This window comes from Thermocatellispora tengchongensis (assembly GCF_014202315.1).
Classification (GTDB): domain Bacteria; phylum Actinomycetota; class Actinomycetes; order Streptosporangiales; family Streptosporangiaceae; genus Thermocatellispora; species Thermocatellispora tengchongensis.
Genome location: NZ_JACHGN010000016.1, coordinates 74086 through 95287 on the forward strand (window position 1 = coordinate 74086; position 21202 = coordinate 95287).

25 protein-coding genes and 1 pseudogene are annotated in these 21202 nt (G+C 70.2%); 13 read left to right on the forward strand and 13 right to left on the reverse strand.

Going from position 1 to position 21202, the window contains the following annotated elements:
• Nucleotides 1-88: 88 nt before the first annotated feature.
• Nucleotides 89-430, forward strand: coding sequence for a VOC family protein (locus HNP84_RS32730; RefSeq protein ID WP_185053819.1), 342 nt, complete (start codon nucleotides 89-91; stop codon nucleotides 428-430).
• A gap of 253 nt (nucleotides 431-683) precedes the next feature.
• On the opposite strand, the gene HNP84_RS56860 is transcribed toward HNP84_RS32730, so the two are convergent.
• On the reverse strand, nucleotides 684-893 hold the full coding sequence (locus tag HNP84_RS56860; protein ID WP_376771994.1) for a CGNR zinc finger domain-containing protein: 210 nt from the start codon (nucleotides 891-893) through the stop codon (nucleotides 684-686).
• Nucleotides 894-1131: 238 nt separating this feature from the next.
• Nucleotides 1132-1971 carry an SDR family NAD(P)-dependent oxidoreductase gene (locus HNP84_RS32740; RefSeq protein ID WP_185053820.1) on the reverse strand — a complete coding sequence of 280 codons (840 nt, stop codon included), beginning with the start codon at nucleotides 1969-1971 and terminating at the stop codon, nucleotides 1132-1134.
• 170 nt (nucleotides 1972-2141) lie between these two features.
• Between HNP84_RS32740 and HNP84_RS32745 the strand changes: the two genes are divergently transcribed.
• A complete protein-coding gene (locus HNP84_RS32745) occupies nucleotides 2142-3044 on the forward strand; it encodes a helix-turn-helix transcriptional regulator (RefSeq protein WP_185053821.1) in 903 nt (300 codons plus the stop codon).
• Nucleotides 3045-3149: 105 nt separating this feature from the next.
• Here the strand turns inward: HNP84_RS32745 and HNP84_RS32750 are convergent, their stop codons facing one another.
• A complete protein-coding gene (locus HNP84_RS32750; protein ID WP_185053822.1) occupies nucleotides 3150-3575 on the reverse strand; it encodes a MarR family winged helix-turn-helix transcriptional regulator in 426 nt (141 codons plus the stop codon).
• A 69-nt stretch (nucleotides 3576-3644) separates the two neighbouring features.
• On the opposite strand from HNP84_RS32750, the gene HNP84_RS32755 reads away from it, so the two are divergent.
• Both HNP84_RS32755 and HNP84_RS32760 read left to right on the forward strand, forming a co-directional pair.
• Nucleotides 3645-4274, forward strand: coding sequence for an MBL fold metallo-hydrolase (locus HNP84_RS32755; protein ID WP_185053823.1), 630 nt, complete (start codon nucleotides 3645-3647; stop codon nucleotides 4272-4274).
• Nucleotides 4275-4346: 72 nt separating this feature from the next.
• A complete protein-coding gene (locus HNP84_RS32760; protein ID WP_221337050.1) occupies nucleotides 4347-4574 on the forward strand; it encodes an MDR/zinc-dependent alcohol dehydrogenase-like family protein in 228 nt (75 codons plus the stop codon).
• Between the two features lie 30 nt (nucleotides 4575-4604).
• Here the strand turns inward: HNP84_RS32760 and HNP84_RS51450 are convergent, their stop codons facing one another.
• On the reverse strand, nucleotides 4605-4913 hold the full coding sequence (locus HNP84_RS51450; RefSeq protein ID WP_221337051.1) for a helix-turn-helix domain-containing protein: 309 nt from the start codon (nucleotides 4911-4913) through the stop codon (nucleotides 4605-4607).
• Nucleotides 4914-5086: 173 nt separating this feature from the next.
• Here HNP84_RS51450 and HNP84_RS32770 point away from each other — a divergent pair, with 173 nt between their 5' ends.
• Together HNP84_RS32770 and HNP84_RS32775 are read left to right on the forward strand one after the other, a co-directional pair.
• Nucleotides 5087-5719, forward strand: coding sequence for a DUF4158 domain-containing protein (locus tag HNP84_RS32770; protein ID WP_312926385.1), 633 nt, complete (start codon nucleotides 5087-5089; stop codon nucleotides 5717-5719).
• Nucleotides 5659-6393 (forward strand): annotated as a pseudogene (locus tag HNP84_RS32775) (Tn3 family transposase); the annotation flags it as partial. The gene HNP84_RS32770 and the pseudogene HNP84_RS32775, both read left to right, overlap by 61 nt.
• Nucleotides 6394-6513: 120 nt before the next feature.
• Here the strand turns inward: HNP84_RS32775 and HNP84_RS32780 are convergent.
• The 5 genes from HNP84_RS32780 to HNP84_RS32800 form a co-directional block, all read right to left on the reverse strand.
• Nucleotides 6514-8043 (reverse strand): FAD-dependent monooxygenase, encoded by a 1530-nt coding sequence (locus HNP84_RS32780; RefSeq protein ID WP_312926312.1) that lies wholly within the window; start codon nucleotides 8041-8043, stop codon nucleotides 6514-6516.
• A gap of 16 nt (nucleotides 8044-8059) precedes the next feature.
• Nucleotides 8060-8221, reverse strand: coding sequence for a hypothetical protein (locus HNP84_RS32785; RefSeq protein WP_185053826.1), 162 nt, complete (start codon nucleotides 8219-8221; stop codon nucleotides 8060-8062).
• A gap of 37 nt (nucleotides 8222-8258) precedes the next feature.
• Nucleotides 8259-9530, reverse strand: a complete 1272-nt coding sequence (locus HNP84_RS32790; protein ID WP_185053827.1) for an erythromycin esterase family protein — start codon at nucleotides 9528-9530, stop codon at nucleotides 8259-8261.
• 40 nt (nucleotides 9531-9570) lie between these two features.
• Nucleotides 9571-10227, reverse strand: coding sequence for a CatB-related O-acetyltransferase (locus tag HNP84_RS32795; protein ID WP_185053828.1), 657 nt, complete (start codon nucleotides 10225-10227; stop codon nucleotides 9571-9573).
• 202 nt (nucleotides 10228-10429) lie between these two features.
• The gene (locus HNP84_RS32800) at nucleotides 10430-10795 is read right to left on the reverse strand and encodes a VOC family protein (protein ID WP_312926315.1); all 366 of its coding nucleotides are present in this window, start codon (nucleotides 10793-10795) and stop codon (nucleotides 10430-10432) included.
• A 180-nt stretch (nucleotides 10796-10975) separates the two neighbouring features.
• On the opposite strand from HNP84_RS32800, the gene HNP84_RS32805 reads away from it, so the two are divergent.
• From HNP84_RS32805 to HNP84_RS32825, 5 genes are all read left to right on the forward strand, one after another.
• The gene (locus HNP84_RS32805) at nucleotides 10976-11869 is read left to right on the forward strand and encodes a LysR family transcriptional regulator (protein WP_185053829.1); all 894 of its coding nucleotides are present in this window, start codon (nucleotides 10976-10978) and stop codon (nucleotides 11867-11869) included.
• A gap of 277 nt (nucleotides 11870-12146) precedes the next feature.
• Entirely contained in the window at nucleotides 12147-12398 is a 252-nt protein-coding gene (locus tag HNP84_RS32810; protein ID WP_425586066.1) for a zinc finger domain-containing protein, read from the forward strand.
• A gap of 129 nt (nucleotides 12399-12527) precedes the next feature.
• Nucleotides 12528-15482, forward strand: a complete 2955-nt coding sequence (locus HNP84_RS32815) for a Tn3 family transposase (protein WP_185053830.1) — start codon at nucleotides 12528-12530, stop codon at nucleotides 15480-15482.
• A gap of 178 nt (nucleotides 15483-15660) precedes the next feature.
• Nucleotides 15661-16236: a recombinase family protein gene (locus HNP84_RS32820; RefSeq protein ID WP_185053831.1), complete on the forward strand. Its 576-nt coding sequence runs from the start codon at nucleotides 15661-15663 to the stop codon at nucleotides 16234-16236.
• A 537-nt stretch (nucleotides 16237-16773) separates the two neighbouring features.
• The gene (locus tag HNP84_RS32825) at nucleotides 16774-16944 is read left to right on the forward strand and encodes a hypothetical protein (RefSeq protein WP_185053832.1); all 171 of its coding nucleotides are present in this window, start codon (nucleotides 16774-16776) and stop codon (nucleotides 16942-16944) included.
• A gap of 186 nt (nucleotides 16945-17130) precedes the next feature.
• Here the strand turns inward: HNP84_RS32825 and HNP84_RS32830 are convergent, their stop codons facing one another.
• The 3 genes from HNP84_RS32830 to HNP84_RS32835 form a co-directional block, all read right to left on the reverse strand.
• A complete protein-coding gene (locus HNP84_RS32830) occupies nucleotides 17131-17631 on the reverse strand; it encodes a nuclear transport factor 2 family protein (protein WP_185053833.1) in 501 nt (166 codons plus the stop codon).
• A gap of 380 nt (nucleotides 17632-18011) precedes the next feature.
• Nucleotides 18012-18155, reverse strand: a complete 144-nt coding sequence (locus tag HNP84_RS53780; RefSeq protein WP_246519023.1) for a hypothetical protein — start codon at nucleotides 18153-18155, stop codon at nucleotides 18012-18014.
• Between the two features lie 12 nt (nucleotides 18156-18167).
• Nucleotides 18168-18566 (reverse strand): acyl-CoA dehydrogenase family protein, encoded by a 399-nt coding sequence (locus HNP84_RS32835; protein WP_246519024.1) that lies wholly within the window; start codon nucleotides 18564-18566, stop codon nucleotides 18168-18170.
• A 70-nt stretch (nucleotides 18567-18636) separates the two neighbouring features.
• On the opposite strand from HNP84_RS32835, the gene HNP84_RS32840 reads away from it, so the two are divergent.
• Together HNP84_RS32840 and HNP84_RS32845 are read left to right on the forward strand one after the other, a co-directional pair.
• Nucleotides 18637-18798 carry a helix-turn-helix domain containing protein gene (locus tag HNP84_RS32840; RefSeq protein WP_185053834.1) on the forward strand — a complete coding sequence of 54 codons (162 nt, stop codon included), beginning with the start codon at nucleotides 18637-18639 and terminating at the stop codon, nucleotides 18796-18798.
• Nucleotides 18799-19333: 535 nt separating this feature from the next.
• The gene (locus HNP84_RS32845) at nucleotides 19334-20545 is read left to right on the forward strand and encodes a coiled-coil domain-containing protein (protein WP_185053835.1); all 1212 of its coding nucleotides are present in this window, start codon (nucleotides 19334-19336) and stop codon (nucleotides 20543-20545) included.
• Nucleotides 20546-20904: 359 nt separating this feature from the next.
• On the opposite strand, the gene HNP84_RS32850 is transcribed toward HNP84_RS32845, so the two are convergent.
• Nucleotides 20905-21024 (reverse strand): Lrp/AsnC ligand binding domain-containing protein, encoded by a 120-nt coding sequence (locus HNP84_RS32850; protein ID WP_221337054.1) that lies wholly within the window; start codon nucleotides 21022-21024, stop codon nucleotides 20905-20907.
• Between the last annotated feature and the right edge of the window lie 178 nt (nucleotides 21025-21202).

The window sequence follows — 21202 nt, forward strand, 5'->3', positions numbered from 1 at the left end:
GTCAAGCCGCCCAGTGCCCCTCGACCACGGCCTGGGCCCGCTCGTGGGCGATTCGGACCACGAAGGAGGAAGTCCATATGATCGCGGCATGGCGCTCGACTTGTTCGCAGGAATCCCGGTCACCGAGTACGCGGCAGCCCTGAAGTGGTACGAACGGCTGCTGGGCTCCCCGCCGACGTTCGTCGCGAGCGACACGGAGGCTGTGTGGGAGCTCGCAGAACATCGGTACGTGTTCATCGAGCAGCGGCCCGAGCGCGCCGGCCACGCCATGCACACGATCTTCGTCGACGACTTCGATGCGCTCGTCGCGCAGATCGCCGAACGTGGACTCGACCCCGCAGAGCGGGAGACCTACTCCAACGGCGTACGCAAGGCCACCTACCGCGATCCCGACGGGAACGAGATCGGGTTCGGCGGCGCTCCTTTGTGACCGCCTTGATGACCGCGTTGGCGCCGGTGTTCAACAGGGCCGAGCCGCGCCTGCAGACCGGCGAATACGTCCCGGGCGGTGATGCCTGACCTGCCCGAACGTAACGGGTGGACGATCGCGGAGTGGGTCGGAGACCGCAGTCGCGACGCCACCCGGCGGCTGCTGGACCGTGCCCGCTGGGACACCGCGCAGGCCATGCGCGTCCTCCGCGGCCTTGCCGTGGCCTTGGACGCGAGGGACGGCATGGGACCTGTCAGGTCCTCGGCTCCTGGCGGGCGCGCTCCTGGTGGCGACGGGCCTTCAAGCGGTTACCGCAGGTCTTCATCGAACACCAGCGGGCGGTGTTGGCCCGGCTGCGGTCCAGGAGGAACAGGCGGCACTCGTCGTTGGCGCAGGGGCGCAGCCGACCGGGCCTGCGCGCCTGGACGTCGTACCAGGCGAGCACCAGCTCCACCGCGAGCATCCGTTCGGGCGGTCCGCACAGACGCCACCGCAGACCTGACGCGCCGACCTCGGGGAGCTGGTGGACGCCCGTGAGCAGCCGCGCAGATCCTCCTCTGGCACGGGGCCGCAGGTGGCGGTGGCGGCGCCGATGCCGCTGGAGGCGCCCGAGACGACGGCCACGCGGCCGGCCAGCGGAGCTCCGGTGAGCAGAGCAGCGGTCATGACAGATCCTTTCAAGGGTGAAGGCGGGCCCGGGGTCAGGCCGCGTCGTCGTGTGCGGTGGCGGCGGATTTGTCCCGCCAGGGGGCCGCGTCCTGCTCGATGCGGTCCAGCTTGACCCGCAGCCGCTCAAGGGTGTCGCGGCCGAGGTACAGGTGCCCCGGCAGCTTGTCCTGGCAGGTGACCTCGTAGATCAGCGCGGCGCCCTTGACCGGGTCGCCGAGCTGGGTGTGGTTGGCGGTGCCGGCCCAGTCCAGGGTGACGTGGGCGGGGGTGCCGTCGTAGGCGTCGATGCGGTGCGCGGCGGTGGACAAGGAGCCGGCGTCGAGGAAGTCGGTACGGAAGACGCCCGGCTCGACGACCATGCACTGGATACCGAAGGGCTCCAGCTCCGCCGACAGTGCCTCGCTGATGCCGGCGACGGCGAACTTGGTGGCGGCGTACATGCTCACCCCGGGCTCGCCTTCGAATCCGGACCGGGACCCGATGTTGACGATCTTGCCGTGCCCGGCGGCGCGCATGCCCGGTAGGACGGCGCGGGTCAGATTGATCAGGCCGAAGACGTTGAGGTCGAACAGGGAGCGCGCCTCGGCGTCGGTGATCTCCTCCAGCGCGCCGAGCAGGCCCCGGCCCGCGTTGTTGACCAGGACATCGATGGCGCCGAAACGAGCGACGGCCGCCTCGACGGCGGGTGGGATCTCCTCGCCGCGGGTGACGTCGAGCCGGACCCCGAGCACCCGGCCGGACCGCTGGAGGTCCTCCGGCAGGGCGTCCGGGTTACGGGCCGCCGCCACCACGGCGTCGCCGCCCGCTAGGGCGGCACGAGCGATCTCCAGGCCGAGGCCCCGGGAGGCGCCGGTGATGAACCACGTGGACATGTGAAAGCTCCTTCGTGCGGATGAGAGACAGGACCGGATCACCGGTCCGATTCCTACTGAACCAGCTCTGAGCAGGGAAAACAGGCGGCAAAACAGCCCAAGCCATCGGGGGACGAACTGGGCCACCCTCACCGAATGCCGCACCGCGGGAAGGCGCGACACTGGGTGGTATGGACGGTGACCACACCAGCACCCCGCTGGCGGAGTTCCTGCGCTCAGCCCGGGCCCGGCTCGGCCCGCACGAGGCCGGGCTCGACGAGCCGCTTCTGGGCCGGCGCCGCGTCTCCGGGCTGCGGCGCGAGGAACTGGCCCGCCTGGCCGGGGTGAGCGTGGACTACTACACCCGCCTGGAGCAGGGCCGTAGCCGCAGCGCCTCGCCCGAGGTGCTCGACGCGCTGGCCACCGCCCTCCGCCTCGACGACGCCGAACGCGAGCACCTGCACATCCTCGCCCGTCCCCAGCCCGCCCGGCGCAGGCGGCGCCCCCGCCCGCAGCGGGTCCACCCGGCCACCTGGCGGCTGCTGGACCTCCTGGAGACGGCGTGCCGGCCCGCCTTCGTCCTGGGCCGCCGCCTGGACGTGCTGGCCCACAACCGGCTCGCCGGACGCCTGATCACCGACTTCCGGGCCCTGCCCGCGGCCGAGCGCAACCAGGCTCGTTTCGTCTTCCTCGACCCCCACGCCCGCGAGCTGTACACGGACTGGCCCGCTGTGGCCGCCGATACGGCCGCCATGCTTCGCCGCGACGCCGGACGCCACCCCGACGACCCCGCTCTCGGCGCCCTCGTCGGGGACCTGTCCATCCGCAGCGAGCACTTCCGCCGGTACTGGTCCGACAACAAGGTCCACCGGCGCACCACCGGTACCAAGGGTTACCACCACCCGCTCGTCGGCGACCTCACCATCACCTATCAGGCACTCGCCCCCGCGGACGACCCCGACCAGACCCTGTTCATCTACGACACCGAACCCGGCAGCCCGTCCGAGGCCGCACTGCACCTGCTCGCCCGCTGGAGCGAGTCGGCCGCCGGCAACCAGCTTGCCGAGAACCGGGCGGACGACCGGTCGAGATGACAGCGACTTTCAGGCTCGTCGGCCGCGGGAGGCGAGGCGGTCGGCGAGGGTGCGGGCCGAACCTGGAGGTGGCGGCGCCGGATCAGCGCGCCGCGCGGTGCACGATCATCGTCCGGTCATGCGGGTGGTCAGGCGGGCCAGCAGGGAGACGCACTCGCGCAGTCGCTGCTGCTCCTCGGGGCTGAGCGTGTCACGGATGGCGGCGTCGAGCCAGGTGGCGCGCTGTGCGCGTTCCCGCTGGAGGCGGGCGCGGCCGATGTCGGTGATGTGCAGCAGGAGCTTGCGGCCGTCACGGGGATGAGGCTCGGCCCGCACCAGGCCGTCGCCGAGGAGTTCCTTGACGGATTTGGCGGCCGCCTGGTGGGTCACGCCGCGCAGGTGGGCAAGGTCGGCCGTGGTTCGCGGGCCGCCGCGATCGAGGTGGCCGAGGATGGCGGCCTCTCCGGAGGGCATGGTGTCCGCGGCCCGTACGGCGCGGACCAGGTCCCCGATCACCTGCCGCAGGTCTTCAGCCAAGGCGTCGTCTTCCATGGCCTCACCCTACCTCTATTATGTAATCAAGTTGTACAGCTTGGTTGTATAGTTGGAAGGGTCGGGGACATGCATCTCACCAAGTTCGGTCACGCCTGCGTCCGCGTCGAGAAGGACGGCCGCCGCCTGGTCATCGACCCGGGCGGCCTGACCGAACCGCAGGCGCTTGACGACGTCGACGCGATCCTGGTCACCCATGAGCACTTCGATCACTTCTCGGAGGAGGCCCTGCGGAGAGCCGTTCAGGACAACGCGGCCCTGAAGATCTGGACCAACACCTCCGTTGCCAGGCAACTGGACGGTCTCGGCGCGGGCGTCACCGCCGTAGGGGAGGGGGAGGTCTTCACCGCGGCCGGCTTCGAGGTGAAGGTCTACGGGACGTGGCACGCCCTCATCCATCCTGACATCCCGCGCGTCACCAACATCGGCTTCCTCCTCGACGACGCCCTGTTCCATCCCGGAGACGCGCTCACCGTCCCGGACGCCACCGTCGACACCCTGCTGCTGCCCGTACACGGCCCCTGGTCCACCACCGGGCAGCTCATCGACTACGTGCGCGCGGTGGCCCCGCGGCAGTCCTACGCCGTCCACGACGGCGCCCTCAACGAGATCGGCACCGCAATGGTCGGCGGCTTCCTGGGCGGCATCGGGCCCCGCTATGACCACCTGACCGCGGGCGCGTCCGTCGAGATCAGTTGAAGCGGCGGCACACGGGTGCACGGCACCGTATGCTTCACCGGCGCTCCGGCGGGAGGGTGGTCCATCCCCGACTTGACCCCGTTCATGATCCCGAGCGGGGTGCGGCTGACCAGCTACGCGGGCGAGGCCGCCGACCTGCCGTCCGACCTCTTCGCCCGCCGGCTCCAGGCCCTCGTCGAAGGGCGCCTCACGACCCCGGTCGCGAAGGTCTACCACGGCCTGGAACAGGTCGGTGACGCCCAGGCCGGCGTCGAGTCCGGCGCCATCCCGGGCAAGCACGTCGTTGTCCTGAACGACTGAGCGGCGAGCCTTCGGGGCGCCGCACTCCGCTCACGGATCGGTCGTAAGCGCGCGGGCTGCGAAGGCGGCTGGGGTGATGCCGGTGCGGTCGCGGAAGAAGCGGCCGAAGTTCGCGGGATCGGTGATGCCGAGGTGGGCGGCCACACTCCGGGCGTCCCACCGGGCGCTTCCCAGCAGGCGCCGGGCTTCAAGGAGGCGCCGCTCGTCGATCAGGTCACGCACCCCTTTGCCAGTGGCGTTTCGAGTGGCGCGGCTGAGGGTGCGGACCGAGCAGCCGAGCAGCTCGGCGTAGTCCGCCGCCCGGTGCAGTTCGCGGAAGTGCAGCTCCAGGGCGTCCACGAACCGGCCGTAGGTATCACCACGGGCCGTGCCGGTCGTCGCCGCACCCGTGGGGGTGATGCCGGGGGCGTTGGCAAGGCGCAGCAGCAGCGATTCGAGCAGGCTGCGCCGCAGGGCGTGGTGGACATCGAGGGGGCGACGTCCAAGTGCGCGGTGTTCGTCAAGGAGCTGGAGTGCCGTCTGCTGCAGCCAGGCTGCACGTGTTCTTCACGCCGTCGCCGGAGGAGGTGGCGTGGGCCGAACAGCGCACCGGCAGCCCGGAGTCGTGCTTCGCGCTGGTGCTGGCGTTGAAGTGCTTTCAGAAGATGGCGCGTTTCCCGTCTCCGGACGAGATTCCCGAGGTGGTGATCGACCACGTCCGGCGCTGCCTGGACTTGGCCGAGGATGTCTGGCCGGGCCATGGGTCCTCCCCGAGCGCGAAGGCGCATCGCAAGCTGGTGCGCCAGCGTCAGGGCGTGAAGTACGACGCGGGCCGGGCCCGGGCGATCGCCGCGGTGGCGATCCGGAAGGCGGCCCAGGCCAAGAACAACCCGGCGGACCTGATCAACGTGGCGATCGAGGAGTTGCTCCGGCTCCGGCTGGAGCTGCTCGGGTACACGACGTTGGAGGACCTGGCCACCAGCATCCGCGCCGAGGTGAACGCCACCATCTTCGCCACGATCGTGCAGCGGATGGGCGAGGCCGGCCGGGCCCGGATGGAGGGTCTGCTCGTGGTCGGGCCGGACGGCAAATCGACGTTCAACCGGACACCCAGGGCCAGAACTTTCCGGTCTTCGCCCTGGCCACGTTATTCGGGTTCGACCTGATGCCGCGTATCCGCAACTTCAAGGACCTGATCTTCTTCCGCGCTTCGGAGAAGATCGCCTATCCGCACATCGATCAGCTGTTCGGCGAGAGCGGCCGCCACGTCATTGACTGGAAACTCATCGAAAGGCACTGGGGCGACCTGATGCAGGTGGCGATCTCCATCAGCGAGGGCCGCCTGTCCTCGGCCACGCTGATGCGGCGCCTGCGGTCCAACTCCCGCAAGAACCGCATCTACAAGGCCTTCCGTGAGGTCGGCCGCAGCGTGCGCACCGTCGCCCTGCTGCGGTATCTGGCCGACCCGGCGCTGCGGGCGCGCGTCACCGCGGCGACGAACAAGGTCGCGTCCTACAACGGCTTTTCCAAGTGGCTCGGCTTCGGCGGGGTGCTGGCCGACAACGACCCCGAAGAGCAGGAAAAACTGATCAAGTTCAACACGCTGCTGGCCAACCTGGTCGTCTCCCACAACGCCCTGGACATCTCCGACATCGTGCGGCAGCTGGTCGCCGAGGGCTGGAGCATCACCGCCGATCAGCTCGGCCGGATGGCGCCCTACCTGCGCGCCCACATCAGCCGCTTCGGTGCGTACGCCACCGACGACCTACGTCATCGGCCCGATCCGTTCGATCCCCTGCTGAAGGAGGTCGACTTCGCCGACGTCGAGCTGGCCGCTTGATCGCTCGCGCGGGTTGGTGTCATGAGCATGCGCAAGCGAACGGTGGCCCGCGCGCCGCGCGGGCCACCGTTGTGGCGCGGGATCCGGCCGGGGCTCAGCCGGGGCGGGCCGGAGTGGAGGTCAGCTCGGGCCGAACCAGGTGGAGAGTGCTTCTCGCAGCGCAGGCGCGGCTGTTGCGGCGGGTTCGTCGAGGGGCGCGGCCCAGGCGATGTGGGCGTCCGGGCGGATCAGCAGGGCGTCGGCCGGCCGGGTGTCGGTCCTGGCGGTGTGGACGTCGACGCGGTCCTTCCAGTCGTGGGCGGCCTCGCGCAGGTCGGGGCGGTCGGCGAGGTCGAGCAGGACGGGCCTGGCGGGGTGCATGAGCCGGGCGACGCTGGTCATGCCCTCGTCGGTGTGCAGGGTGAGGTCGGGGGCGAAGGCGCCGGTCAGTGGGTGGTGGTTGGTGCCGGGCGTGGGGTAGCGCAGGTCGCTTCCGGCGACGAGGGCTCCTATGCGGCGTAGGGGTTGTTCGTCGGTGAGCAGTTCGGTGAACATCTCGCGCAGGGCTTCGGCGGCCGCGTCGTGGCCGCGGCGCAGGGCGACCTGGGCGCGGGTGTGCAGCATGGTGCGGGCGGAGGCGAGGTGGCGTTCGGTGTGGTAGGTGTCCAGCAGGCCGAGCGGGGCCCGGCCGTGCAGGTCGGCGGCGAGTTTCCAGGCGAGGTTGACCGCGTCCAGCATCCCGGTGTTGAGTGCCACGCCGGTGGCGGGGAACAGGTGGGCCGCGTCCCCGGCCAGCAGGATGCGGCCTTTGCGGTAGTGGTCGGCCTGGCGGGCCTTGAAGGTGAAGCGGGACAGCCGGGTCGTGGCGGCGATCGGCAGGTGCGCGCCGAGCACGCGGTGCACGCTGTCCTGGAGTTCGGTGACGGTCATGGGGACGTCGTCGTCGTACTCGGTGGTCTCGTCCTCGATGGTGTAGAGGGAGACGCTGGTGGCGCCGGGTGCGGAGCCGAGGCCGAACAGGCCGTGGTCGGTGCGGGTGAATCCGGCGCGGACCACGCCGAAGCCGGGGACGTCCAGGTCGCCGTTGCCGAGCACGGTCACCGCGGTGGGCAGGGTGACCTGGGCCAGCCGGTTGACCTCCGGGTAGACGGTGCCCGGAAAGCCGATGCCGGCCCAGTCACGGACGCGGCTGCGGGCGCCGTCGCAGCCCACCAGGTAGCGGGCGGGCACCTGATACGGCCCGTCCGGGCCGCGCACGTCCACCGTCACCGCCGCGTCGTCCTGGCGGATGCCGGTCACCTCGTGCCCTCGGTGGATTTCGACGTCCAGCTCTGCGGCACGTTCCTCCAGCAGCCGCTCCAGCTCCTGTTGCGGCAGCGGCAGGGCGTGCATCGGAGGATCGGGGAGCCGGGTGAAGTCCAGGTGCACGCCGCCGAACGGGAACCGGGGCGCCGGCGGCGGTCCCGGGCAGGCGGCCTCGAAACGCTCCAGCAGGCCCCGGTAGCGCAGCAGCTCCAGGATCTGCCCGCCCAGGCCGCCGGCCTTCGGGGTGTCCCGGCGGCGCGGGTGCCGCTCCAGCACCAGCGGCCGCACCCCGGCCAGCCGCAGCTCGGCGGCGAGCATCAGGCCGGTCGGCCCGGCCCCCACAATGATCACATCGGCGTTCGTCACTTGTCTGCTTTCCTCGTCATTCCTCGTCATTCGTCGTTGTCGCCAGCGTCGCCAGCGTCGCCAGCGTCGTCAGCGTGCGCATGGCGCTATTCCCCGGTCCGCCGATCCCGGGCCCGGCCGATGATCCCCCGGGCGGCTCCGCCGGCATGGTGGTGCGGGCCTGAATCAGGGGCAGCATGGCGGGATGGGATGGCGACGGGTCACCAGGCGATGTGTCAGCTTCCCAGGTCGGCCACGGTCGAGGACGGGGCGGTCAGGACGGCGTCGAAAGCGTCCAGGACGGGAGTGTGCAGATAGGCGCTCTGGATCCGGTAGCGGTCGGGGCCGGGAGCCTCGCGGGGCGCCTGCCGGAGGTCGGCGATGCTGAGCCCGAGCCCGGCCTCGGCGAAGGCGGCCTCGACGCTGCCCGGCTCGGGCGGCTGCAGCGGGGTGTCGTCGATGGCGAAGCCGAAGCGGGCGTTCTCGTCGGGGCGCATGTCGGCGGTGTGCCCGCCGATGCTGGTCAGGGCGAGCGCGACGTAGTCTCCCCCGAGGGCGTGGTGCAGGTGCTGGCCCATCGGCAACCCGGTGAGCCGGCCGTTGAAGGAGACGGGCGTCTTCTGGATGTGGGCGTTGTGGGCCGGCAGCACGATGCGGGCGCCGGGGCCGGAGCGTCGCAGGTGCCACTGGACGGATCCGGCCATGTAGACGTCGCGGCCGGAGGTGTCGGCGGTCCAACCGGTGCCGGCGTACAGGCCGGCCATGGCACGGAAACCGTAGTCGGCGTGGCAGGCGGCCTCCAGGCGGCGCAGCGCGAGGTCGTAGCTGTGCCGGTCACCGCGGGAGACGTACAGCACCTCGACGGCACGGAAACGCAGCAGCAGCCGCATCAGCAGAGCGCTGAGCGCGTCCTGCTCGGCGGCGGGCAGACGGGTCCAGGCCGGTGCGGCCGAGGCGGCGGACGCGCCGGCGAAGGATCCGGCGATCCGCATCGCCTGCTCGATGGCCGGCAGGGTCTCGGGGTCGATGTCGCGCAGGTAGTCGGCGACCGGGGCCAGGGCGGGCAGCAGGGAGCCGCCGGCGGCCCGGATGTCGATGCCGGCGAACCGCATCGGCACCCCGGCGGTGGCGTTGTGCCGGCGCATCCAGCGCAGCGGCTCCTCAACGCCCACCGGGATCGTCGCGTCGAGCAGGGCCTTCAGGTCGTCGTCGGTGCCCTGGCCCTGGGCCCAGGCGTCCAGGGGGAAGCCCTCGCTGAAGCCGTACTCGAAGGCCAGGACGGTGAAACCGCAGCGTTCGGCCAGGAAGCGCAGGATGCGCTGCCGCAGGTGCGCGAACTCGGTGATGAAGTGGGAGTTCTCGCCGATCGCGACAACGCGCGCGTCGCCGATGAGCGCGCGCAGCGGCTCCAGGTCGTCCAGCGGCGCCTCGGGGTCGAGGTGGCCGAGCGGGATGGCGTGCTCGCGCAGCCAGCCGGTGAACGGGTCGAGGTGGGACGAAGCAGGCATGCTGATGAACCGATTCTGTCGTGCTTTGGTACGGGTTGGATCAGAGGTGCGGCAGCGCGGAAGCCGCACGCTCCAGGTCGTCGACGCTGCCGGACATGATCGTCCGGACGTGCGCGGTGATGTGCTCCAGCGGCCAGTCCCACCACGCCACCGCCAGGAGCCGGGCGATGTCGGCGTCGCTGTGGCGGCGGCGGATGAGCCGGGCGGGGTTGCCGCCGACGACGCCGTAGTCGGGCACGTCGTCGACCACCACGGCGCCGGAGGCGATGATCGCGCCGTGCCCGATGCGGACGCCGGGCATCACCATGGACCGGTAGCCGAACCACACGTCGTGGCCTACCACGGTGTCACCCCGGCCGGGCAAAGCGCTGATGAGGTCGAAGTGCTCGGCCCAGGAGCCGCCCATGATCGGGAACGGGAACGTCGAAGGGCCGTCCATGCGGTGGTTGGCGCCGTTCATGATGAACCGCACACCCTCGCCGAGCGCGCAGAACTTGCCGATGACCAGCTTCTCCGGCCCGTAGTGGTACAGCACGTTGCGGGTCTCGAACGCGGTCGGGTCGTCCGGGTCGTCATAGTAGGAGAATTCCCCGACCTCGATCAGCGGCGAGGTGACCAGCGGCTTGAGCAGCACCACTCGGGGCTGGCCGGGCATCGGGTGCACCACGGTCGGATCGGCGGGGACCAAGGCTGTCATGAACGGTTTCCTTTCTGCCTGGAGCGAGGTTCGCGGGTTCTGTGTGGAGGATGTGAGGCCGTCCGCCGGGCCTCATGATTCACTGCGGCTTGATCCGGGCCGCAGCCAGACGTCGCAGGCCGGGGTCATGGGCACTCACCGTGGCTCCCCATCAGCGGGGCCTGTGGGTCGTGGCGCCGGTGCGGCGCCCCTGTGTGTACGCCTACGCCCCAGCGGGCGGGACCCATTCGACGAACTGAATCACGATGCCGTTGGGGTCGGTGAGCTGGAAGAGCCGCTCGCCCCAGGGCTCCTCCCGCAGCGGTGCCGCGATGGGGACGCCTTCGCGGCGCAATCGTTCGTATTCGGCGACGACGTCAGAGATGCCGAAGTAGACCATGACCCCCGCCGGTCGCTGCTCGCGGACGCTGCCCGGCAGCATCCGGCTGCCGCGCGCCACCAACACGATGTCGGCGCTGTCTGGACGGGTGAGCGTGACGAAGCCTGTGGCCGCCACCGACTCGTGGAAGCCCAGATGCGTGGTGAAGAAATTGATGGAGGCCGCCAGGTCGTCGACGTTCAGCGACACGGCCGAGGTGATGATGTGCAGAGTGCCTCCCCAGAAACGGAAAATCCGGCAGCCCGGCGAGCACCACCAGCCATCGTGATCTCTACGGACGCCCTCCAGCCTGGCCGCAAGCCGGCACCGGTGACAACTCCGGCTCCGATAAGGTGCCTTAACCTCTCGCTTAACAACGAAAGAGCATGTGTGGAGCTGCGGGACATCGAGATCTTCCTAACCCTGGCCGAGGAACTGCACTTCGGCCGGACCGCCGAGCGGCTGCACGTGACACCTGCCCGTGTCAGTCAGGCGATCAAGAAGCAGGAGCGCCGGATCGGCGCCGCCTTGTTCGAACGCAACAACCGGGCCGTGGCGCTGACGCCGATCGGCAGGCAGCTCTTCGAGGACCTGCGGCCGATGTACCGGGGCCTGCACGAAAGCCTGGAGCGCGCCATCCGCGCGGCCGGCGGAAAGACCGAGGTGCTGCGCCTGGGCATGCTCTCCAGCAATGTCCAGGACTTCCGGCCGCTGCTCGACGGGTTCCACGCCCGGCATCCCGCGTGCGAGGCACAGATCCGCTACGTCGGGTTCGGCGACCCGTTCGGGCCCTTGCGGGCCGGGGAGGTCGACATCCAGATCGCCTGGCTGCCGGTCAGGGAGGCCGACCTCACCGTCGGGCCACTCGTCCGCGTCGAGCCCGTCGTCCTTGCCGTCGGCGCCGGCCACCGCCTGGCCCAACGGGAAACGGTGTCGTACGAGGACCTGGCCGACGAGATCGTCATCGGCGGTGCCAAACCCGACTACTGGCGGCAGGCCCTCGTCCCCAGCCACACCCCCGGCGGGCGGCCGATCCGCGTGGGGCCGGCCGTCACCGCCGAGAGCGAACTGCTGCCGATCCTGTCCAACGGCGAAGCCGTCGCGCTCGTGCATTCCCATGCCAGCCGTTACCACTCCCGGCCCGACATCGTCTACATACCGATTCGCGACGCACCTCCAGCACGGTGGGCGCTGCTGTGGCGCACCGCCACCGAAACCGACCTGATCCGCTCCTTCGCTCACACCGCCCGCCAGGTCGGACCCAGCGTCGCCGGACACGAGTGACCTGTGGACAGCCGCTGGCGCTGAGGATGGATCATGATCACGAAGATTCCTCAGCTGGTGCCACTTCGTCGTGCAGGCCGCAGACTTTAGAGGCGCGGATACCGAACACGTAGGCGGTCTCGAGCAGCGCGTGTTTCATAAGCGACCGCCTATGAAACACGTGTCGCGGCCGGGCGTGTCCAGGACGCACATCGTTTCATAGGTCGGTGCAAACAGATAGTCATTTGAAACGCTCCCATGAAACACTTCCGGGGGGCGCGACGACGACTACCTCTGTGTGGAGGCCCACGCCTGTCCGATGACCTCCTGCGCCGCCCCTGCCGGCTCGCCCTGCCGGACCGGCAAGGGCAAGGTGGCCGTCCAGTACCACACCGCCCGCTTCCGGCTCGTGCCTGCGCTCGCCAAGACGCTCACCGTGGCGACCCCGGCCGTCCGCAAGCCGGGCACGCTCTGGATCGAACTGCCCCGTCCGACCGCGCCCGGCGCAGAACCGGGGGTCGAGCAGCAATGGAACGGCCAGTGGCGTTAGCAAGGCGGCGGTGCGCGGCTTACCGCCACTCGTCGTTCCAATCCGGGTGGAGCGTCGAATAGGCAAGCATCTTGTAACGGTTCCATCGCTCTAGGTGATCCGTCTGCCGGTTGGCCCTACTTTGCGGGCATGCCGGTGGAGTTTTTGACGGATGATGAAGCTGCTGCGTACGGGCGATTCGCGGGGCCGCCGTCGCGGGCGGATCTGGAGCGAGTGTTCTTCCTCGATGACGAGGACCGGGCGCAGGTCGCGCAGCGGCGCGGTCAGCACATGAGGCTCGGGTTCGCGCTCCAGCTGGTGACAGTGCGGTGGCTGGGGACGTTCCTTGAGGACCCGCTGGATGTGCCGGGTGTGGTGCTGGAGTTCATGGCCGAGCAGCTGGAGGTCGAAGACCCCTCGCAGGTGAAGCGGTACGCCGAGCGGCGCGAGACGCCGTTCGATCACCAGCGGGACATCCGGCGGGCGTATGGGTGGAAGGACTTCACCGACGTTGACGGCGAGTTCGCGGCGTGGGTGACGGCCCGTTCCTGGACATCGGGCGACGGACCGAAGGCGATCTTCACCGACGGGATCGGGTGGCTGCGAGAGCGGAAGGTACTGCTGCCGGGCGTGACGACGCTGGCCCGGCTGGTGGCGAAGATCCGAGACGACACGACCAAGCGGCTGTGGGGTGTGCTGGAAGGGCTGCTGACGGGCGGGCAGCGGTCGGACATCGAAAGCCTGGAGCTTGCGGGCCTGGGGGCCGAAGCGCTGGTGCCGCCGCGTCGGCTGGGAGAGCTGGCCAAGTACGGGATGCGGGCAGACGCCTCCGCGCTGCGCCGTCATCCGGACGGCCGCCGACTGGCCACGCTGCTGGCCACGGTCCGGCACCTGGAGGGCAAGTCGGTCGACGACACCCTGGAACTGCTCGATCTGCTGATGGCGACCGAGCTGGTGAACAAGGCGCAGAACGCCTCTGACAAGGAGAAGGTCCGCAAGCACCCGAAGCTGGCGAAGTCCGCGGCCAGGTTGGCGGTCGCGGTGGAGGCGTTGTTTGAGTCCGACGGCTGGGGCGGCCCGGACGAGGAGGTCCGCGTGGCGGAGGTGTGGGAGGCGATCGAGACGGTCATCTCCCGCGCCGATCTGCGCGCGGCGCTGGTGCTGGTGAACGAAAGCGTGCCGCCGGCGGACGCCGCCGACCCCGACGACTGGCGGGCCGAGCTGCTGGGCCGGTACACCACCGTGTCGGGGTTCTTGAAGGTGCTGCCCGAGGTGATCGAGTTCGGCGCGAATGCCGAGGGGACGCCGGTGCTGGAGGCGATGAAGGCGCTGCCGGACGTGCTGACCTACCGCAGCCGCCTGCCCGCCCCGCTGATCCCCGGCCGCCTGGTCGACGCCGGCATGGTGAACAGCCCGTGGAAACGCCTGGTCTTTGGCCACCCGATCCGCGAGGACGGCTCGGTGAACCGGCACGCCTACGCCTTCTGCGTGCTGGAGCGGTTCTGGCGCGGCCTCAAGCGCCGCGAAATCCACGCCGACGCCTCCACCAAGTGGCGCAACCCCCAGGCTGAGCTGCTGGAAGGCGCCCAGTGGGAGGCGATCCGGCCTGACGCGCTCACCGCGCTCAGCCTCCCCACCGACCCCGACGCGCTGCTGGCCGAGCACTCGGCCACCCTGGACGCCGCCCTCCGCGAGGTCGGCGGACGCCTGACCGCCAACCCCGACGTCCGGGTCGACGGGGCGGGGAAGATCCACCTGACCGGGGTGAAGGCGATCGAGGAACCGCCGTCCCTGGTGGATCTGCGGGCCCGCACCACGGCGATGCTGCCGCGCGTGGAGCTGCCCGAGGTGATCTTGGAGGTCATGTCCTGGGTGCCCGAGCTGGCGGAGGCGTTCACCGCGGTGTCGGGAGGCCGGTCCCGGCTGGAGGACCTGCCGGTCTCGATCGCGGCCTGCTTGGCCGCACACTCCATGAACGTCGGCTACCGGCCGATCGCGAAGAAGGGCGTGCCCTCCCTGGAACGGTCGCGACTGTCGCACATCTATCAGAACTACTTCCGGCCCGAGACCCTGGCGCCGGCGAACGCGCCGCTGGTCGCCCGCCAGGCCGGGTTGTCGCTGGCCCAGGCGTGGGGCGGCGGCCTGGTCGCCGCGGTCGACGGGATGCGGTTCGTCGTCCCGGTCCCCGCCGCGTTTGCCCGCCCCAACCGCAAGTACTTCGGCTCCAAACGCGGAATGACCTGGCTGAACGCCATGAACGACCGCGGCATGGGACGCGGCGCGAAGGTTGTGTCGGGAACGATCCGCGACTCCCTGCACATGGTCGACGTCATCTTCGGCCTGGACGGCGGTGATCTCCCCGAGATCGTCGTGTCCGACACCGGCTCCTACAGCGACCTGGTCTTCGGCTTGCTGGAGCTGCTCGGGATCTCCTACCGGCCCGCGCTGGCGGATCTGCCCGATCAGAAGGGCTGGCGGATCAACGCGTCCGCGGAATATGGGCCGCTGGGCGCCTTCGCCCGGGGAAAGATCGACCTACGGAAGATCCGGCGGAACTGGGAGGACATCCTGCGGGTGGTCGCCTCGATCTACACCGGCACCGTGCGGGCCTACGACGTCGTCACCATGCTCCAGCGTGATGGCCACCCCACCGCGCTCGGCGAGGCGATCGCCTCCTACGGCAGGATCTTCAAGACTCTGCACATCCTGCAGTTCATCGACGTCGATGAGAGCTACCGCCGCGACATCAAGGACATCCGCAACCTCCAGGAGAACCGCCACTCCCTCGCCCGCAAGATCTGCCACGGCAAGAAGGGCGAGCTCTACCATCGCTACGAACGCGGCCTGGAAAACCAGCTCGGCGCCCTCGGGCTTGTCCTCAACTGCGTCACCCTATGGACAACCGTCTACCTGGACGCCGCCGTCCGCCGACTCAAGGCCCAGGGCTACCCGGTCCGGGAGGAGGACATGGCCCGGCTGTCCCCGTTCGTCCACTCCCACCTCGGTGTCCACGGCACCTACACCTTTGCCTTGCCCGAGCTGGCCCCCGGCGCAATCCGCGACCTGCGTGACCCCGACGCCGCCGAAGACGACGACGAGATCTGACCCCTCCCGCCGGCGGCGGCTACTTCCGGGCGTTCATCTAACGACCGTTAGATGAACGTCGAGCCGAGCGTGGCCAGGCGAGCCGTCAGATCCCGTCAAAGCGTTCATCTTGCCGTTCATTTTCCAATAGTGTTCAGCTACCTCTCACGGCACGTTTGATGAACGGAGGGCGCTTTCCATGGCGCTCATCGGCCTGGTCCGGGTCAGTACCGACAAGCAGAACACCCAGCGGCAGCACGACGCCCTCGACCCCATCTGCCTGAAGGTCTTCGAGGAGAAGATCAGCGGCAAACTCGCCACCGACGACCGGCCCGCGCTGCTGAACGCGCTCTCCCACATCCGTGACGGCGACCTGCTGACCGTCCAGGAGGTCGACCGCCTCGGCCGCAACCTCCTGGAAGGGCTGATCGTCCTCAACGACCTGTTCCAGCGCGGTGTCGGCGTCAAGGTGCTGGAGGGCATAGCGGCCGGCGAGCACATCGAACGCTCCCTCATCCTCGACCTGGCCCTCGCCCTGGCCGAAGACCGCCGCCGCGACATCACGCGCAAGACCAAGAACGGCCTGGAGGCCGCCCGCAAACGCGGCCGGGTCGGCGGCCGCCGTCCTGTGGTTGACGACGACAAACGCGCCGCCATTCTCGCCCGGCGCCAGCGCGGCGAATCCATCCGTACCATCGCCGCCGGAGTCAAAGTCTCCGTCGGTGTCGTCCACAAGACCCTCGCGGAGTCCGGCGTTGATGGCGACTCCAGGTAGTTGCAGGCAGCGAGTCCTTCCGCTCCTTGTCGGTCGGCTCCTCCCAGGCCGAAACAGAGGGTTCCTTCGTGGGCGAGCCGCCCGGAACCTGCCCGACCAGCTCGACGCGCCGCCGACCAACACCGGTGAGCAGCATCGCGTGCCCGCATCGGACCCGGACGCGACCCTCGATCTGCCGGGACTGCTCGCCGATCACCTGCGTACCACTGGTGATGAAACCGTCCGCCAGGCCCTCGCCTCCGGGCAGACCATCCGTCGCGGCCACGGCTACTCGGTCCGCATCACGGCCCCGCTCACACTCCACCGCGTCGCGCTGGAACAGAGCGCCGCCCTCGCCGGCCGGCCCGACCGAGCGCAAGGCGCACCGCGTGTACGCCGCCCGTGTCACAGCCGTTCAGGCCACCCCACTGCATCCCTCATGAGCTGCGACACGGCAAAGCCGCTCAACGCTGCCCTGCTAACGGGACTTTTCGTTCGGATCCTCGTCGTGCCCCGTTCCGCACCACCCCCTCCGGCGGGATGAGCGTAGGGACCGTCTTGAACAAGCTGGCTGAGACCGCCGAGCACGTCGGCGAGTTCGCCCGCGAGTTCGCCGCCCAGAACTGGGTCGACATGGATGAGGAAGAGGCCGTTGGCTGGCGCAAGGCCTTGGCGGACCTGGAGGCCGCTGCCGCCACCTTCCGCAGCACCGTGAACCTCATCGACTGACCGGGGCTCTGCAGGCCGCACAGCGCGACCACCCGCATTAGAACGGCCAGTGGCGATAACCCGAGCCCCAACGGCTCGCTAACGCCACTGGCCGTTCGGTTGCTGCTCAACCCCCGATCCATGGTGCCGGCTACAGACCGCCTGCTGCGAGGCCCGGCCCCGCAGCAGAAAGAACCGGTGGCGCAGTCAGACGCCGCGGGTCCAGAACTCCTGCGCCGACCCCGTGAACGACGTCGGGTCGCCGGCGAGGAAGAATTCGTCCCACACCGGCCCGTCGGAGAGCTCCCAGTGCTCAACGGCCAGACCGTCCCTGAAGCGCCACGCGCCCATGCCGACGCGCGTCCAGATCCATTCGCCACGCGCCGTGCGGAATGTCCCGTGGATGATGCCGTAATGGTCGTCGGCGAGGATCTGGTCGATCTCGAGGGGTTCGACGTTGGCGTCGGCGAGACTCGCCCGCCGCTTGGCGTAGCGGCGCAAGAAGTCCATTCCTCCGGTCGCCGCCAGACGCACGCCGCCGGTGTGAATCACCATGTCCGGAGACATCCGCTCCATCATTTTGCTGGTGTGCTCTTGTTGCCGCAGGAGCCGCTCGTCCTCACTGAGGCTCGGATCGGTCGTGATCGCCGCGCCGCCTCGGTACAGCTCGGCCAGCCACAAGGCGTTCGGATGGGTGTCGGACAGCATGATGTCACCTCTCGGTCGGGAAGTGTCCGCAGGGCCCTCGCCGGGTCGGAATGAGACATCGAGGACTCCATCAGATCGGGGAGGGGCGCGTTGCGCGGGTCAGCCACGCGTCGAGACCGTGCCCATTGAATCATAGTTCTCATATGAGAAGCATGTCTCACTCAGAACGGGGTAGCTCATCGTGTTCGTCTCCGCAGCCAGCCCGTCGCCGATAGCCGGGATCGCACGTCGCCGGACGACATCCGCCGCCTCGGCGAGGTGCCCGCCGCCAACGTCGGCGACGCTCTGGAAGGAAGGGGGCGGTTTCGAGCAGGGGGTCACGCCGGCCGATCGCCAGGTCACCGTGCTGCGGGTGTGAAGGGGCATGGATAGCGACCGGTTCAGAGGGTGACGGATCCCTCCGCGAGGTCGTCGTACAGGTCCAATTCCTCCGCCGGGCGGTCGAGGCCGCGTAGGGGGCCCTGGTCGGCGAGGTGGGTCTCGGCGTACAGGCGGGCCACCGCCGCCTTGCGGCCGTCGTCCAAGCCCCAGGTGGCCTACTCCTCCAGCAGGGCGGCGGCGTACACGTCAGCCATGAACTGGGCGAGCGGGTAGAGACGGGCCTCGGCGACGGGCGGGTCCAGGGCGGACCAGGCGGAGATCGCCTTGGCGAGGTCGTCGACGCGGGTCCGTACGAGGTCGGAGGTGGCGGCCTCGCGCAGGCGGTCGAGGAACGGTTCGTGGGCCCGTTCGCGGACCATGGCCCGCCGCACGTCCAGGCAGAGGATGTTGTCGCCGCCCTCCCAGATCGGGTTGACCTGGGCGTCGCGCAGGAGCCGGGCCACCGGCCACTGTTCGATGTAGCCGTTGCCGCCGTGCACCTCGATGGCGTCGCTGGCGGCCGTGACGCCGAGCCGGGCGGCGCGCAGTTGGAAGGCGCGGCCCGTTTCTGGCATATTCCGGCCGGCCCCCAAGAACGGCCTCGAAGCCGCCCGCAAACGCGGCCGGATCGGCGGCCGCCGTCCCGTGGTCGACGACGACAAACGCGCCGCCATCCTCGCCCGCCGAGGGCGCGGCGAATCCATCCGCACCATCGCCGCCGGCGTCAAAGTCTCCGTCGGCGTCGTCCACAAGACCCTCGCCGATGCTCAGGGCGCCGCCGCGGCCGCCGAGGGCAACCACGGCTGACCAGCCCGACCCACTCTGGAGGAGAGCGCCGTGCCGCTGCCGCAGATCCCGCTCGACGACCCGCGCGTCCTGCAGCGTCGCGGGCCCTCGCTGACCTGATCAACAAGTTCGCGCACCAGGAAAGCAACCCTGAGCGGCAGCTGACCATCATAGAAGCGCCCGAAACTTTGGGACTTCTGGCCTGAGAGTGGCCATCCGCCGGCTCGGCGGCCGGAAGGTGCCCGCGGGCGCGCCGACCGGTTTCGTGCCCATGTCGCCGGCCGCGCTTCATCTCCTTCAACACCGCCACCGCCTCCATCAGCTCGCCCGTGCCCGGCCCGCCCTGGAAGTCGATCGCGGCCAGCACGTTCGAGCGAGGTGAACCGGCGCAGGTAGGTGTAGGAGTCGGCTGCGGCGACTGCCCCCAATCACCCGTCGACGCAGAGTAACTTGCGGGAATTGCCATTCTCGGTAGTTGCTGGCGGGCGACGCCACGCAACAGACACGATTTTCTGTTTTTGATTTTCTGGAAAACAGAAAATGGTAGGGTGCGCGTGTGGCGACGGAGATCGACAGTGGGGTTGGGCAGTGCAAGCACTGCGGGGCGGTCATCGAGCGGCGGCAGGGGAGGGGGCGGCCCAGGGAGTACTGTCCGCAGGGCGACTGTCAGGCGGCGGCCAAGCGGGAGCGCGAGATGCGGCGGGCGACCCCCGGGCTGGAGGGGGCGCTGACCCGGGCCGAGGAGCTGTATGAGCGGATGGAGAAGGGGCTGGCGGCGGCCATCGCGCCCCTGGCCGACGCGCTGGCCCAGGAGCTGAGCCCGGCGGGGGTGGAGGCGCGGATCAGTGCGGTGCAGGCCGAGGCGCACACGCGTGTGGCCATCGCGCGTACCGAGCGGGAGCAGGCCTTCGAGCAGGTCCGCCTCGCCCGCGAGGCCACCGAGCATGCCCGCAGGGAGCGCGATGAGATGCGCGCCCGCGCCGAGGAGGCCGACGCCGAACGCGAGATGGCCCTTGGCGACGCAGAGAGGGCGCGCGAGCAGGCGCTGGCCGCCCTGAGAGAGGCGGCCACCACCGAGCGGCGGGCCAAGCAGGCCGCCAAGCAGGCGCGGGAGCAGGCCGAGCGGGCCGAGCGCGCCCGCGACGCCGCCGTACGGGAGATGAACGAGCGGGTAGAAGCCGCCGAGGCCGTCGCCGCCGCGGCGGAGGCCGCCGCCGGGGAGGCCCGGCACACCGCCAGGCAGGCCGCGGAGGAACGCGACGCCGCCCTCGCCCGCGCCGAGGCCGCCGAGCGAGGCAGGCTGGACGCCGAGCAGGCCGCGGCGGCGTCCGCCGCTCGCGCCGAGGCCGCCGAGGCGGAGCGGGACCGGGCCGTGGCACGTGCGGAGGCCGCCGAGGAGGCCAGGTCACAGGCCCTGGCCGAGTCGGCCGCGCAACGCGCCACGGCCGAGGCCGAGATCGCCGCCCTGCGCACGCAGGCCGTCCAGGCGGCCGAACGGGCCGAGCGCGAGGTGCGTACGGCCGCTCAGCGGCTCGAAGAGGAGCGCCACGCCGCCGCCGAGCGCATCGCCCAGGCCGAACAGCGCGAACGCGAGGCCGCCGCCGAACGCGACCGGCTGCGCATGGAACACGCCCTGCAGAGCGCCACCTGCGCCGACCTGCGCGCCCAGCTCGACGCCGCCCTCGCCGAGGCGGCCGCGCTACGGGAGCGCGCCATCGCCGCCGAACTGCGCTTGCGTCCCGACGGTGGCGCGGAACAGGTCGGGTAGCGGCAGGTGGCGTGGTGTCCGGACCCCGCGGCGACCGGCTCCGGCGGCTCCTGACCGGGCGCCGCCGGGATGCGGCAGAAAGGGTCTCGGGCTGCTATGGCGCTGCTGGTCAGCATTGCTTGAGTTCGGCGAGAGCGGGCGCAACGCCATCGGCCGGAAGCTGATCGAGAAGCGCGTGGGCGAGCGTTACTCGGCGGCGCGTCCCCTGCCCGCTCATGGTCAGCCGCTCCGCTTCCCGGGGTGCCGCCCGTTCCTCTTTACCGGTGGTGATGACCCGTCAGGACGACGGGCGAAGGGCTCCGTCGGAGTCGCCGGCTTGTTGGACAGCCGTTGGCGCTGCGTTCCGCGGCAGCGCCGGCTCACCGCGGTGGCTTGACGGTCTTCATCGTGAAGTGCGAGGTGATGCCCCACGTGCGCGGGATGGTCATGACGTGCTGACTCAAGAACGCCTCGTAGGCGGCCAGGTCGGCGACGGCCACCCGGACGACAGCTCGGCGATGATCGACGAGGCGTACGCCGTCAACGCCTCGCTGCCCGATGCCGAGCGTTCGGCGACCGGGTTGCTGGCGATGCAGATTCCCTGCCCGGGCCTACTGGGTCGGCGGCGGCCTGGCCGGCCTCGCCATCGGCGCGGTCCTGCCCGTGCCGATCAAGGGC